We start from the raw sequence: 14,000 nt of genomic DNA, 5'->3' as shown, positions 1-14,000 counted from the left end.
CTGAACTGCATTTCTGCAATTCATTCAAATAATGTCAATTTAGACTTGACTTTTAATAGTTAGTCTTTCAAACCTAAATGTTATTTATGATATGTTTCATTATGGATAATTTTAAAACTGCGATAAATCTGTTCAAGTAGCATTACCCGAAAAAGTTGATGCGGAAAAGTCATTTTTGAAAACGAAAGCTTCAAATCAGCTCTGTTTTTTATTGATTCCGACAAGCCTAATGAACCGCCAATTATAAAGATTATATGACTTTTTCCTTGAATTCCGAGGTTTTCGATCTTTCGTGAAAATTCCTGTGAATCTAATTGTTGACCAGAAAGATCCAGACAAATAACGTAGGCACCGTTTTTTATCTTTCCTAAAATTCGTTCACCTTCTTTATTAATTAGTTGAAGGTAATCTGCGTCACTTGCTTTTTCCGGAATTATTTCGTCTTTTAATTCAATAATTTCCAGACGACAATATGATGAAAGCCGTTTTGAATATTCATCGATAGCCTGTTTCATGAATTTTTCTTTAATTTTTCCAAGACAGATTATTTGAACATACATTAAAATCCGCCGTATACAACGATCATGCTCAAAGCAAGAGCAGCTACTAGTACCAGCGCACCAATGCGATGAGCTTTATTTTTTCTATGCATTTTTTCCTCCAAGTATTGATATTTTTATGATTATAGTTTACAATAGGTAAGTCAGAAATGCAAACATATTTCGGGGTGTGGCTCAGCTTGGTAGAGCGCTTGGTTCGGGACCATGAGGCCGGAGGTTCAAATCCTCTCACTCCGACCATTGATGTAATAAACCTGTTTCAGGTTTTTTATTTTGTCCAAAAGTCTTTTATGACAACTTAAAGGGCAGCAAAAGAAATTATTTCTTTTGCTGCCCTTTAAGTTGTCATAAACCCAGGCGAAATGTAGATATTATCGATTCGACAAATATATAATAATAAATATCTGATTCACTTTGTAATTCCAGGTACCTGAAGAAAATTTAATATCCTTTTTTTCCTGATGATTATTAGGTATTTGAAAAGATTTGTTTACACATTAAAAATCTGTGTATGGTATAATGATTCTAATTGAATAAAACGTTTAGAAAGGCACAAGCATGATCGATTTATTAAAAAAACTTCAGCCGGAAACAATTTTAAAATCAGGAATAGGTTTGGAACGCGAAAGTTTAAGAGTTACCCATGAAGGAAAACTTTCATTAACGGCACATCCGGAAATTTTTGGTGATAAACTCACTAACCCATATATTACAACTGATTTCTCAGAAAGCCAGGTCGAAATGATCACGCCAGTATTTGATTCTTGTGCGGAAGCCTGTGATTTTTTGGAAGCCTTAACAGATATTGTTCTCTATGAAATATCTAATCAGGATGAGTGGCTATGGCCTCAATCCATGCCTTGCGCAATTGATGATGAAGAAAAAATACCCATAGCTGTGTATCAAGGTATCAGTGGAGAAAAAGCGTATCAATATCGAAAAGAACTGAAAGAGAAATATGGCGGAAAACGACAATTAATATCGGGATTACATTATAATTTTTCTTTTAATGAGGAAATGCTTAAGTTTTTATGGGTAAAACTTTCACCTGATGAATCATATCAATCTTTTTTAGATCGAATTTATTTGAAAACTGTTAGGAATTATCTGAAATATCGCTGGTTAGTAATCTATCTTACTGGTGCATCACCTGCTATACATAAGTCTTATGATACAGAACAAATTTCTTCAATGTCAGATATCGGAAGTGAAGGATACAGCTTTAAAAATGGTATTTCGATGAGAAATGGCAGTACGACAGGATATAAAAATCGCATTGATTTATATCCTGATTACTCCACTCTTGATTCTTATATTAAAAGTGTGCAAAAATTCATTGGAAATGGTGAGATATCTGAAGCAAAGGAATTATATAGTCAAATTCGGCTCAAAGCCAGTGACCCCCAAAACCCTCTTGATTCACTTCAAAAGGATGGAATCAAGTATCTGGAGATCAGAACGCTTGATCTTAATCCTTTTGAAAAACGTGGCATTTCAAAAACAGATTGTGAATTTCTGAATCTCTTAATGCTTTTCTGTTTATTGGAAGGAGAAACTCTTTATCCGACCTGGCAACAGGAAGCAATGCTCAATGAAGTTAATGTTGCAGAGCATGGATTAGATGAAAGTTTAGAACTTTTAGACCATCAGAAATGGACATCCAGGCAGGGATGGTCAGAAGATATTCTAGAAAAGATGATGGAAATAAATGATTACCTTAATCTAGGAAAAGATGTTGTAATTAAAGAGATGTTAACTCGAACAAATAATATTAACAAGACTCATGCATATCAATTTAAGAAGCATTTGCGAAATGGATTTACTGAAGCACATCTTGTTCTGGCATCAAGACATTCAAAAAAAGCTATTGAAATGAATCACTCTTTAAAAGGTTTTGAAAACTGGGAACTTTCTACACAAATTTTGATTAAAGAAGCAATAACAAGAGGAATACGTGTTTTACCACTAGATATGTCAGATAACATCATTTGTCTGCAGAAAAATTCACATCAGGAGATTATAAAGCAAGCAACTAAAACTAGTGCAGACTCCTATATAACCCCACTTGTTATGGAAAATAAACTTGTCACAAAGTGGGTTCTAAAAGAAAAGGGCTTACCGGTTCCAGATGATGTAACAGTTACATCTTTAGAAGAAGCGAAAATAATTTTGTTAAAATACGTTAACAAACCACTTGTCATCAAGCCAAAGTCGACTAATTATGGGATTGGTATTTCGGTTTTTGAAAATGGCGCTAGCATTGATTCGCTTATCCATGCTGTTACTTTAGCTTTAAAACACGACTCTGTTGCGATGATAGAAAATTTTGTTAAAGGCATGGAATTTCGATTTCTGATTATTGGTGACGAAATGGTTGCTGTTTTGCATCGACGACCGTCTAATGTGTTAGGTGATGGGATAAACACGATAAAGGATTTAATCTCTATAAAAAATGAACACCCATACCGTGGTGACGGTAAAACTACTCCTCTAAAAATTATCGAACTTGATGAACTGTCATGTGCTTATCTAGAAAGACAGAATTTGGATGAAAACTATATTCCATCGCTAGGCGAAAGAATCTATTTACGAGGTAATTCGAACATCAGTACCGGTGGAGATAGTATTGATTACACAGATTTGATCTGTGAAAACTTTAAACAGGTATCCCTTCGAGCAGCAAAAGCGATGAATGCTGTTTTTTGTGGGGTTGATATGATTATTGAAGACTATAAAGACGAGAATTCGGCATTCTCGATTATTGAAATGAACTTTAATCCCATGATTTCTATGCAGGCTTTCCCATATGAGGGAAAGCAAAGGCGTCTTGGATTCAATATTTTGAAAACACTAAATTTGATTTAGTGTTGGGAGAGCGAAAAACTAACAGATTAATCTTGTTTAGTATGATTTTAATTATCTGGTTAGTATTTTATCATCATTTAGCGGTTTGGGGTTGTTGCGTGTATAATTATTGAGCATATCATGAAAAATATTTGTTTTTTTTGTACTTCTTTTATTAAATCAATTGAATTATTTAGGAAGAATGCATATAATGATATTGGTTACAAATAAATAGATTTAGGAGGAAATCAAATGTTTGGTTACATGGGAAAAATTCTGCGTGTGAATTTAACGACAGGCAGTATTACAACTGAAGATCTTGATTTTGAACTGGCTAAAAAGTATATTGGTGGACGTGGTTTAGGAACTAAACTTTATATGGATGAGGTTGATCCACAGGTTGATCCTTACGCTGCTGAAAATAAGATCGTTTTTATTAATGGTCCTTTGTCAGGAACAGCGACACCAACAGGTGGTCGCTATATGGTTGTGACAAAATCTCCATTAACTGGGACGATTGCATCATCAAACTCAGGTGGTGAATGGGGGGCATTCTTAAAATATGCCGGCTATGATGCTGTTATTGTTGAAGGAAAGGCAAGTCTACCTGTCTATATTAACATTGAAGAAGATAAGGTTGAAATTTTACCAGCATTGGATCTTTGGGGTAAATACACGATAGAAGCAAGTAATATGCTTCGTGAAAAACATCCAGACGCTAAAGTTATGACAATTGGACCTGCCGGTGAAAAGTTATCGCAGATGGCAGCAATCATGAATGAAGATGATCGTGCAGCTGGCCGTTCCGGAGTCGGTGCTGTTATGGGGTCAAAAAACCTGAAAGCTATTACAGTTTATGGAAAACAGAAACCGGTTATTGCTAATCCCGACGGTTTGAAAGCAGTGACAAAAGAATGTCGTGGTTTGATTAAAGAGAACGGTGTTACTGGTGGCGGCCTACCTACATATGGAACAGCTGTTCTGGTAAACATTATTAATGAACATGGGATTTATCCGACTAACAATTTCCAGGGAGGGTATGATCCTGGCGCGGAAGCTGTTAGTGGTGAAACCCTTACTGAAGAATATTTGATCAAAAGAAATCCTTGCCATCACTGTCCGATCGGTTGCGGACGTTTCGTTAAAAGTAAGAAACATCCAGATGGAATTGGTGGTCCTGAATACGAAACTCTTTGGGTATTTGCCGGAGACTTAGGAATTAATAACATGGAAATAGTTATTGATGCCAATTACTGGTGTAATGAACTAGGTCTTGATACAATTTCTGCCGGGGCTACATTAGCTGCTGCTATGGAATTATATCAACGCGGATATATTACCGATGAGGATCTTGATGATGATATCAAACTTGAGTTTGGTAATGAAGAATCTGTTGTTCATTGGCTTAAAAAAATGGGGAATCGAGAAGGCTTTGGCGATATGCTTGCTAGAGGATCTTACAGATTGGCAGATTATTATGGTGCACCTGAATTATCTATGTCAGTTAAAAAGCAGGATTTACCAGCTTATGATCCGCGTGGTGTGCAAGGCCAGGCTTTGCAGTATGCAACTTCAAATCGCGGCGGGTGCCATGTCCGTGGATACCTGATTTCTCCTGAAATCCTAGCTTTACCGGAAAAACTGGAGCGATTCGATTTAGCTGGCAAACCAACTTGGGTAAAAATATTCCAGGATTTAACAGCAGTCATTGATTCTTTAGGATTATGTTTGTTTACATCATTTGCGCTGGGTGCTCAGCAGTACGCAGATATGGTCAATGAAGTATTAGGAACTGAATGGTCAGCCGATGATATCTTATTAGCTGGAGATAGAATCTGGAATCTGGAAAAACTCTTTAATCTTGAGGCCGGTGTTATGCCAGAGGAAGACACTTTACCACCGCGATTCCTCGAGGAAGAAATGCCTGATGGTCCTACAAAAGGTTGGGTGGCCAAGCTTGATGAGCTGCTGCCATTATATTATAAAGAACGTGGCTGGGATGAAGACGGAATTCCAACAGAAGAAAAACTTGAACAGTTGGGATTATTATAAGAATTTTAAGGGGCGAGTTTTCGTCCCTTTTTTTCGGGTATAAATAATTCTAAATATCGATGTTGAAGGAGGAATTATGGCGATCACTGTTAAACTATTTGCTACATTCAGAGTGGGAAGAGGTAAGGTTGTGGAAATGGAATACAAACCTGGAATGACTGCTCAAAATGTTATAGATTCACTGGGAATTACTGCACCTGAGATTGCTGCACTGATCGTCGATGGAGTCGATGGAAAAGTTGAGAATATGCTTAAAGTGCCAATCAAAGAGGATGGCTACCTGGCAATCTTCCCACCTGTAGCTGGCGGTTAATTAGATAAATCTAATTTAAGGTACAAAAAAACAGAGCTGGTTGGTTAGTCCAACTCTGACCTAAAAGGGATGTCCTTTATCATTATTGTGGTTACAAATAAATAGATTCAAGGACGGGAAAAATAAAAAGACCACTCCTGGGAAGAATGGTCTTTTTAATCTGCATTTTTCTAAATGCACGAAAAATAAGGTTATTAACCTTTTGACCCTTTCCACAATGGGAGATATAATCGTTTCCGATTACACCCTAACGGTTTTACTTTCATAGCAAGCCTTAGAAAGATAAACTTCAGGTTAGTTAATTATACAATAAATGATAAAATAATGCAATAAAAAACAACGAATATTCTTCGTTGCTTTTTTATATTAGGAATGAAAAGAAAAAGGAGAGATATTTAAATCTCACCTATATAATAAAATTCTAACCTTTAGAATTACTTTGAACGGAGCTCAATGACTCCTATTTAAGAATTAATTCAGAATTATTTTTGATGACGTTTCGTTAACTCTTCAAAAATAGAATCAAGAGCGACATCCTGATTATTCATAAGAACAAGTAGATGATAAATTAAATCTGATGCCTCATAAGTCAGTTCAATAGGATCGTTATTTTTGGCAGCAATAATTGTTTCAGCAGCTTCTTCACCAATTTTTTTACATATCTTATCGACACCCTTTTCAAAAAGGTAGTTAGTATAAGAGCCTTCCTTAGGATTTTCACGACGATCTTCGAGTAATCTTACTAAATTGAATAAAATGTCCACATTTCCTTTATTGAGATCCGTGTTATTTTTTAAAGTCCTATAGAAACATGAAATACTTCCTGTGTGGCAAGCTGGTCCATCAGGGACGACTTGGAGTAAGAGTGTGTCTCCATCACAGTCATATTCAATACTAATAATATGCTGTTTATTTCCTGAAGTTTCACCTTTTATCCAAACTTCTTGACGGCTGCGACTATAGAAAGTAGCTATTCCAGAATCGACACTCATTTTAAGGGTTTCTTCATTCATCCAGGCCATCATCAGAACTTCGCGAGTGTGATAATCTTGTACAATCGCCGGTATAAGACCGGCTTCATTAAATTTAATATTGTTAAAATCCATTTTTAAACCTTTCTCATAAAAATACCTTCGGCCGAAAGAAATTTCTTCAAATCAGGGATAGGAATTTCTTTATAATGAAAAACTGAAGCTGCTAATGCCGCATCTGCTCCAGCCTTTAAGACTTCAGAAAAATCTTCCATTTTCCCAGCCCCACCTGAAGCTATAACAGGAATAGTTAAAAGGCTGGATAGTTTTTGATTGAGTTCAATATCATATCCTTTTTTTATACCGTCTGCATCAATCGAATTGATACAAATTTCACCTGCACCCAAATCCTGCCCTTGTTTAGCCCATTCTATTGCATCAATCCCAGTATTTTCACGTCCACCTTTAACATAAACATCCCAGGAACCTGTCTGATTACGTTTGGCATCAATCGATAAAACCACACACTGAGCACCAAATTTTAGTGCCGCTTCTTTTATTAACTGAGGATTTTTAACAGCAGCTGAGTTAACTGATACTTTATCAGCACCTGCCATCAGTACTTTCCTAAAATCCTCAACGCGACTTATTCCTCCACCTATAGTGAATGGAATACGGATAGCTTCAGCAACTTTTTCAACTATGTGAATAAAAATATCACGTTCTTCACTAGAAGCAGTTATGTCATAAAAAACAAGTTCATCAGCTCCTTGATCGGAATAATATTTACCAAGTTCGACCGGATCCGCTACATCCTGAATATCTTTAAATTTTTTCCCTTTAACAACCCGTCCATGATCGACATCAAGACAGGGAATAATTCGTTTAGTTAGCATTTTTTAAATCCTCTTTTAACAATTTTTCCAAATCAATCGTTTCTTCATAAAGTGCTTTGCCAATAATCGCACCATATAGATTCATTTCTTTAGCTTTTAACACATCAGAAGTCGATGAAATACCACCAGAGGCTATAATATCGATATTTAAATGATTATTTAGAACCTCAAGCATTTCAAAATTCGGTCCAGACATCATTCCATCTTTTGAGATATCAGTATAAACTAAGGTTGACAAACCGAGTCTTTCAAGGCTTGCAGCTAACTCCAGAGCTTCCAGATTACTACTTTCAACCCAACCTTCAGTACAGACTAAACCGTTTTTAGCATCAATGGAAACACATACCTTTTCATCGTAGAGTGATAAAAGAGCTTCAATAAAAGATAAGTCTTTTACTGCTTGTGTTCCAATAATGATCCGGCTTACTCCAGCGTCAATATAGTCTTTAGCAATATCCAAAGTTCTTATCCCGCCACCTAGTTCTACAGGTATATCAAGAGCATCAACAATGTTTTTGATAAGCGTTTTGTTTTTAGGTGCGCCATCAAATGCTCCATCAAGGTCTACCAGATGAAGATATTCCGCACCTTTCGACTGCCATTTAAGGGCTACTTCAATGGGGTCATTAAAGTATACTGTTTCTGCATCCTTTTGACCTTGAAGTAGTCTAACGCATTTTCCGTTTTTTAAATCAATTGCTGGAAATATGATCATTTTATCATCTCCTTTAAATTAGTCAGTAATTGTTTTCCAACTCTGGCACTTTTTTCTGGATGAAATTGCATCCCAATTACATTGTTTTTTTGTACAATGCCAGGAACTTTGACTCCATATTCAGCATAAGCGATCACATCATTAAAATCAAGTGGATCCGCATAATAAGAGTGAACAAAATAGACATAGTCGTCAGTTCCAATCTGATTAAGTAAGGGAGAATCAACGTTTTTGATTAAATTGTTCCATCCCATATGCGGTATCTTTAGTTCTGATTGGGGAAATCTAACAATTTCACCGGGAATATAGGATAATCCTGAAAACTCACCATCTTCATAACTTTTATCAAAAAGAAGCTGCATTCCGAGACAGATTCCCAACAGTAATTTTCCTTTTTTTACATTTTGATTTAAGCTTTCAACTAAATCAAATTCTTTTAGTTTTTCCATAGCATCAGAAAATGCACCTACACCTGGAAGAATAATTGCATCTGCATCATTTAAAATATTTTTATCCCGTGTAATGATGCCATCAAGTTCGACATCTTTTAGGGCAGTATAGACATTTTTTAAATTTCCTACATCATAATCTACAATAGCTATCATTATTAACTCCTTTATTCAATAATCCCTTTAGTCGAAGGTATTTCATTTGTGAATTCACCAATAGCACAAGCCTGATTTAACGTTCGACCAAAACCTTTAAAGATTCCCTCAACAATATGATGATTGTTTTTACCATACAAAGACTGTATATGAAGTGTAATTTTACTATTAGAGGTAAAAGCGACAAAAAATTCTTCCAGCATTTCAGTCTCAAAGTCACCAATGAATTCGCGTTCAAGATTAACATCGAAAACTAGATAGCTTCGGCCGCTGATGTCTATACAGATTCGACATAAAGCTTCATCCATAGGAGTAAAAGAAAAAGCATATCGGTTAATACCTTTTTTTTCACCAAGCGCTTCATAAAAGGCTTTACCTAATAAAATGCCAATATCTTCTATAACGTGATGGTTGTCAACATTATCTCCCTGAGCATTGATAGTCAGATCAAAACGCCCATGCTTAGAGAAAAGAATCAGCATGTGATCAAAAAAACCACTTCCAGTAGATATATTACTTATTCCTGTACCATCAAGATTTAATGTCAAACTTATTTGAGTTTCTGCCGTTTCTCTTTGCAAACTTATTTTACGCATTATTTTCCACAACCTTTTTAATAATTGAAAGGATTTGTTTATTTTCCTGCGGTTTTCCTATTGAAAACCGGATACTTCCAGGATGTCTGCTGGTGTCTTTAAACCACTTGATTAGTATATTGTTTTCTAAAAGTTCCTGGTATATTTTTTCAGCCAATGGTGTCTCAAAGAAAATAAAATTAGAGCCAGATGGGTATATTTTAAAGGAATTGAGTGCTTCCAACTCCGCTTTAATAAAGTCTCGTTCAGAACGAATTTCATCAAGGTGTGATAAAATTTTTCCGCGATTTTTTAAAGCGATGACAGCAATTTTTTGAGTCATGACATTAAGGTTATATGGGCCTTTAACCTTATAAAGAACATCAATAATTTCTCTGCTTCCGAGGGCATAACCGCATCGAATTCCTGCTAGTCCGAAAGCTTTTGAAAAGGTTCTTAAAATCATCAGATTAGGATAACTATCTAATAAGTCAACTGACGATTCACCGAAAAACTCAATATAGGCTTCATCAAGAATAACCAGTGATGATACCGAATCTAATACTTTAATAATCTGCTTACGTGAGAATACATATCCAGTTGGATTATTGGGATTACATAAATATATTATTTTAGCATCCATTTCATTAGCTTTTTCAATAATACCTTTAAGATCCGGGATATGTCCGTCCAAGTCAGGAACGGGAACATAATTTGCATTGGCAATCGAGGACCAGATTTCATACATACTAAAAGAAGGTGAATGTGAAACAATTACATCTCCAGGATCGATAAAGGCCTGATTAATTTGAGCAATCACTTCATCGGACCCTGACCCACATATAATCCCATCAGTAGGGACGCCTGTATATTCCGACAGTGCTTCAAGCAACTCGGGAAAACAGGCTTCCGGATAGCGATTTAAATCGGTATTGCAGATTTCATCGCAAAATTGTCGTTTCAAAATCATCGGAAAATCATAAGCGCTTTCATTTGCATTAACAATTATTTCATATTGTGGAGCATCAACTTTATATGCAACCAGCTTTTTAATATTTTCGCGTGTAAAATTTTTCATTAGTTTTCAAACCGCCTTTCAACAGCTTTAGCATGAGCATCCAGGCCTTCAGAGCGGGCAAATGCAGCGATTCTTTGCGATATTTCTTGAAGAGATTCAGCATCATAGGAAAGGATACTGGATTTCTTTAAGAAATCATAGACGCCAAGTGGAGAAGAGAATTTTGCTGTCCCTGAAGTTGGTAGTGTATGATTAGGACCAGCAAAGTAATCACCCAAGGGTTCAGGACTATAAGCCCCCATAAAAATGGCGCCGGCATTGCGTACCTTTTCCAACGTGTCCATAGGATTATTGATCATCAGTTCAAGATGTTCCGGAGCAATTTCATTTGATAATTCAAATGCTTCATCCATATCGTTAACTACAAATACAAAGCCAAATTCATCTACTGATTGCTTCGCAATTTCTTTTCTATTAAGGTCTTCGCTGATTTGTCGATATACTTCTTCTATTACTGCCCGACCTAATTTTTCTGAAGGCGTAACAAGGACAGACATAGCCATTTCATCGTGCTCAGCTTGTGATAACATGTCGGCAGCAATAAAAACCGGATTAGCATTTTCATCAGCAATAATCAACACTTCACTGGGGCCTGCTATCATATCGATATCAACTGTCCCAAATACTTCTTTTTTTGCAGTTGCAACATAAATATTACCAGGACCAACAATTTTATTTACCGGTTTTATCGTTTCCGTTCCATATGCTAGTGCAGCTACAGCCTGAGCACCGCCAATCTTGTAGATTTCTGTCACGCCAGCTATTTTAGCCGCAGCTAAAATGTTTGGATTTATTAGCCCGTTTTTATCTGGTGGTGTTACCATAGCAAGCGATTCAACACCAGCAACCAGAGCTGGAATAGCATCCATCAAAACAGTCGAGGGATAAGTAGCCTTGCCACCCGGAACATATAAACCGACTCTTTCAAGGGGAGTAATATGCTGACCAAGTGTTACACCTGCCTGAGGAGAGTAAGTCCATGTTTTTTCCAATTGTTTTTCATGAAAACTTCTGATATTTAAAGCTGCTTCTTCCATAATTTTTATTAGGTCTGGGGAAACAGAAGCATAAGCTTCTTCAATTTCTTCAGATGTGACTTTTAAACTTGTAAGTTCGCATTTATCAAGCGCTTTCGTATAATACAAGAGTGCAGCATTTCCGTCTCTTTTCACACCTTTAAGAATTTCCAGAACCGCGTTTCTGATGTCTTCTTTATCTTCGTCATCACGTTTTAAGATGGTATTAACATTTAGATTATTTTTATAATTAATGAGTTTCATAACAGTCCTTTCTAGACTTCAGTCGTTAACTGTGTTTCAAACGCTTTGATGATTGGATCGATAGATTCTCTTTTTGTTTTTAAGCTAACCTGATTAACAATCAGTCGGGAACTAATCTCACAAATTTCCTCAAGAACAGCAAGGCCATTTTCTTTTAATGTACTGCCACTTTCAACAATATCGACAATACAATCAGAGAGCCCAATAATTGGTGCAAGCTCCACAGATCCATTTAATTTAATTATATCAACTAATTGTTTTTTTGACTGAAAATAATTTTTGGCAATCACCGGATATTTTGTTCCAACTACCAGTTTTTTGCCATAAGCTAATGGACGATTCTGATAACCAGCGACACACATTCGACATTTCCCAATATTTAAATTTAGCATCTCATATACTTTTGCGGGATGTTCAAGTAGGACATCTTTTCCAACAATTCCAATATCAGCAGCGCCCTTTTCAACATAAGTTGCTACATCAGGAGATTTTACCAGAAAAAATGCAATTTCACCAGTAGTGTCTTCAAAAATCAGTTTTCGGCTTTTTTCAGAATAGTCACTGAATTTATAGCCCAGATCAATCAGTAATTCAATTGCCTTTTTAGCAACCCGTCCCTTAGCAAGCGCAAATTTAATTGCCATTTTTTTACCTTCTTTCAAGTTTTTTAAATTGTTGACCATCAAGCTCAAAAAGTTCATTGTTTTTTAGATAAAAAACCTCTATATTCTGATAAAGTGGATTTGATTTTAAAAACTCTATCTGCCCCAATACATTTTTCTGCGCAATGAAAAGCTCTGCAACTTTTCCATCATTTCTAAGTTTGCATCCCATTTTGTAAGCTTGGCTTTTTTGCTCGGGTTCATAAACAATGATAGTTCTAAGGAAGTTACTCTGTGGCAACATATTATTTTGGTCCATATAATTTAAAACTTTCATTACATCAAGAGCAAAGCCGCAGGCTGGTCTTGATATACCAAATTTTTCTGAAAGATTATTGTATCTTCCTCCACTGATAACTGGTTCACCCCAATTGTTGATATAAACCTTGAAAATAGTATCAGAATAGTAATTCATCTGATTGGTAAATCCAAGATCAAAATTGATATATTGATCAAAACCCATGGTTTGCAAATGATTATAGACTTCAGAAATTTTCAAAACTACTTCTTCCATTTTTTTGTTGATACATATTGCTTTCATGTCTTTAATAACATCACTCGGTTTTCCATAAAGTACGGGGAGCTTAGTGATAACTTCACGGAGTTCAGAGCCAATTTTCATTTCTTTCAGAAAAGCAGTAATGTCACCAATGTTTTTATTTTCAATATATTCAAAAAGTGTATTTTGTTGTTCTGGTGAAAAATCCAATTCCTCAAAAAGACAGTTTATAAAACCAACATGTCCTAAGTCAATATGAATGTCTTTTATTCCGGCAGTAAGTAAAGATAAAATTGAGAGACCAATTATTTCACCATCACATTCAGGACTATCATTTCCAAAGTATTCAATACCGATTTGATTAATTTCTTTTTTAATGCTGTCTGAAGCAGAGAAATTTCGATAAATACTCGTTTGATATGAGAACTTTATAATTTCCCTGGGATTAGGATGATTAATAGCAGCCATTCGCGTAATAGGTAACGTAGCATCAGGTTTAAGTGCTAATACCTTACCATGGTGGCTAATCATTTTAAATAAATCATCACTGGGAATGGAATCTTCATCTACATATAAGTCATAGGCTTCGAATGTTGGTATAAAAACTTGCTGATAACCATATAAATTATATAAGTCTGTCAAATCAGAAACAATTTTTGAAAAAGCAAAGCTATTTTGTGGTTGAATTGTCTCAAAGCCTTCAATAGTATAATTAAAAAGCATACTTCCTCCTTATACTTTATCACGTTAGCACGATAAAGTAATGACTATATTTTAGCATAAAAATCGAGAATGTCAAAGACTATTTCTTAATGAAGTTGTAAATATTTTTTACATCTACAAAATATTCTTTACGAAAAATTAACTCCTTAAAATTTCCTTAATCATGATGAATCGGTTATAATGTTTAAAACAGAAGGGTTCTGGATAAAAATATTATATGTACAAAG

Annotated in this window: 13 protein-coding genes, 1 tRNA gene and 1 riboswitch; of the genes, 4 read left to right on the top strand and 10 right to left on the bottom strand. The window is 35.5% G+C overall.

Annotated elements, in window-relative coordinates; translation table 11 throughout:
* Window positions 1–80: 80 nt before the first annotated feature.
* Complete coding sequence (rlmH, locus tag Q5O24_07855; GenBank protein WKY46305.1) at window positions 81–560, bottom strand: 23S rRNA (pseudouridine(1915)-N(3))-methyltransferase RlmH; 480 nt, start codon at window positions 558–560, stop codon at window positions 81–83.
* A gap of 163 nt (window positions 561–723) precedes the next feature.
* Between rlmH and Q5O24_07850 the strand changes: the two genes are divergently transcribed.
* From Q5O24_07850 to Q5O24_07835, 4 genes are all read left to right on the top strand, one after another.
* Window positions 724–800 (top strand) — tRNA-Pro (locus Q5O24_07850).
* Between the two features lie 318 nt (window positions 801–1,118).
* Window positions 1,119–3,425 (top strand): bifunctional glutamate--cysteine ligase GshA/glutathione synthetase GshB, encoded by a 2,307-nt coding sequence (gene gshAB / locus Q5O24_07845; GenBank protein ID WKY46304.1) that lies wholly within the window; start codon window positions 1,119–1,121, stop codon window positions 3,423–3,425.
* 231 nt (window positions 3,426–3,656) lie between these two features.
* Window positions 3,657–5,456, top strand: a complete 1,800-nt coding sequence (locus Q5O24_07840) for an aldehyde ferredoxin oxidoreductase family protein (GenBank protein WKY46303.1) — start codon at window positions 3,657–3,659, stop codon at window positions 5,454–5,456.
* A gap of 76 nt (window positions 5,457–5,532) precedes the next feature.
* Complete coding sequence (locus tag Q5O24_07835; GenBank protein WKY46302.1) at window positions 5,533–5,769, top strand: MoaD/ThiS family protein; 237 nt, start codon at window positions 5,533–5,535, stop codon at window positions 5,767–5,769.
* A gap of 190 nt (window positions 5,770–5,959) precedes the next feature.
* Window positions 5,960–6,075: riboswitch (molybdenum cofactor riboswitch) on the bottom strand.
* 176 nt (window positions 6,076–6,251) lie between these two features.
* Here the strand turns inward: Q5O24_07835 and hisIE are convergent.
* Genes hisIE through Q5O24_07790 form a run of 9 tightly spaced genes read right to left on the bottom strand, consistent with a single transcriptional unit; the run spans window position 6,252 to window position 13,773 of the window.
* Window positions 6,252–6,875 (bottom strand): bifunctional phosphoribosyl-AMP cyclohydrolase/phosphoribosyl-ATP diphosphatase HisIE, encoded by a 624-nt coding sequence (gene hisIE, locus Q5O24_07830; protein WKY46301.1) that lies wholly within the window; start codon window positions 6,873–6,875, stop codon window positions 6,252–6,254.
* Between the two features lie 2 nt (window positions 6,876–6,877).
* On the bottom strand, window positions 6,878–7,636 hold the full coding sequence (gene hisF / locus Q5O24_07825; protein ID WKY46300.1) for an imidazole glycerol phosphate synthase subunit HisF: 759 nt from the start codon (window positions 7,634–7,636) through the stop codon (window positions 6,878–6,880).
* Window positions 7,626–8,351, bottom strand: coding sequence for a 1-(5-phosphoribosyl)-5-[(5-phosphoribosylamino)methylideneamino]imidazole-4-carboxamide isomerase (gene hisA, locus Q5O24_07820; GenBank protein WKY46299.1), 726 nt, complete (start codon window positions 8,349–8,351; stop codon window positions 7,626–7,628). Before hisA ends, hisF begins: the two co-directional genes overlap by 11 nt.
* Window positions 8,348–8,956: an imidazole glycerol phosphate synthase subunit HisH gene (gene hisH / locus Q5O24_07815; protein WKY46298.1), complete on the bottom strand. Its 609-nt coding sequence runs from the start codon at window positions 8,954–8,956 to the stop codon at window positions 8,348–8,350. The genes hisA and hisH overlap by 4 nt, the downstream gene beginning before the upstream one ends.
* Window positions 8,957–8,967: 11 nt before the next feature.
* Window positions 8,968–9,555 carry an imidazoleglycerol-phosphate dehydratase HisB gene (gene hisB, locus Q5O24_07810; GenBank protein ID WKY49228.1) on the bottom strand — a complete coding sequence of 196 codons (588 nt, stop codon included), beginning with the start codon at window positions 9,553–9,555 and terminating at the stop codon, window positions 8,968–8,970.
* Window positions 9,545–10,609: a histidinol-phosphate transaminase gene (gene hisC, locus Q5O24_07805; protein WKY46297.1), complete on the bottom strand. Its 1,065-nt coding sequence runs from the start codon at window positions 10,607–10,609 to the stop codon at window positions 9,545–9,547. The genes hisB and hisC overlap by 11 nt, the downstream gene beginning before the upstream one ends.
* Window positions 10,609–11,889 (bottom strand): histidinol dehydrogenase, encoded by a 1,281-nt coding sequence (gene hisD / locus Q5O24_07800; protein ID WKY46296.1) that lies wholly within the window; start codon window positions 11,887–11,889, stop codon window positions 10,609–10,611. The genes hisC and hisD overlap by 1 nt, the downstream gene beginning before the upstream one ends.
* Window positions 11,890–11,900: 11 nt before the next feature.
* Window positions 11,901–12,533: an ATP phosphoribosyltransferase gene (hisG, locus tag Q5O24_07795; GenBank protein WKY46295.1), complete on the bottom strand. Its 633-nt coding sequence runs from the start codon at window positions 12,531–12,533 to the stop codon at window positions 11,901–11,903.
* Window positions 12,534–12,537: 4 nt separating this feature from the next.
* Window positions 12,538–13,773, bottom strand: a complete 1,236-nt coding sequence (locus tag Q5O24_07790) for an ATP phosphoribosyltransferase regulatory subunit (GenBank protein ID WKY46294.1) — start codon at window positions 13,771–13,773, stop codon at window positions 12,538–12,540.
* Between the last annotated feature and the right edge of the window lie 227 nt (window positions 13,774–14,000).

Source organism: Eubacteriaceae bacterium ES3, assembly GCA_030586155.1.
Classification (GTDB): domain Bacteria; phylum Bacillota; class Clostridia; order Eubacteriales; family Eubacteriaceae; genus Acetobacterium.
Note: the sequence above shows the minus strand (reverse complement) of the source record. Positions and strands in the feature narration are given on the sequence as shown.

Bases quoted from the DNA above. Each gene is read 5' to 3' on its own strand.
- Q5O24_07790 (WKY46294.1), bottom strand. From the start codon at position 13,773: ATGCTTTTTAATTATACTATTGAAGGCTTTGAGACAATTCAACCACAA.
- hisF (WKY46300.1), bottom strand. From the start codon at position 7,636: ATGCTAACTAAACGAATTATTCCCTGTCTTGATGTCGATCATGGACGG.
- gshAB (WKY46304.1), top strand. From the start codon at position 1,119: ATGATCGATTTATTAAAAAAACTTCAGCCGGAAACAATTTTAAAATCA.
- rlmH (WKY46305.1), bottom strand. From the start codon at position 560: ATGTATGTTCAAATAATCTGTCTTGGAAAAATTAAAGAAAAATTCATG.
- Q5O24_07835 (WKY46302.1), top strand. From the start codon at position 5,533: ATGGCGATCACTGTTAAACTATTTGCTACATTCAGAGTGGGAAGAGGT.
- hisH (WKY46298.1), bottom strand. From the start codon at position 8,956: ATGATAGCTATTGTAGATTATGATGTAGGAAATTTAAAAAATGTCTAT.
- hisIE (WKY46301.1), bottom strand. From the start codon at position 6,875: ATGGATTTTAACAATATTAAATTTAATGAAGCCGGTCTTATACCGGCG.
- hisG (WKY46295.1), bottom strand. From the start codon at position 12,533: ATGGCAATTAAATTTGCGCTTGCTAAGGGACGGGTTGCTAAAAAGGCA.
- hisC (WKY46297.1), bottom strand. From the start codon at position 10,609: ATGAAAAATTTTACACGCGAAAATATTAAAAAGCTGGTTGCATATAAA.
- hisD (WKY46296.1), bottom strand. From the start codon at position 11,889: ATGAAACTCATTAATTATAAAAATAATCTAAATGTTAATACCATCTTA.
- hisA (WKY46299.1), bottom strand. From the start codon at position 8,351: ATGATCATATTTCCAGCAATTGATTTAAAAAACGGAAAATGCGTTAGA.
- Q5O24_07840 (WKY46303.1), top strand. From the start codon at position 3,657: ATGTTTGGTTACATGGGAAAAATTCTGCGTGTGAATTTAACGACAGGC.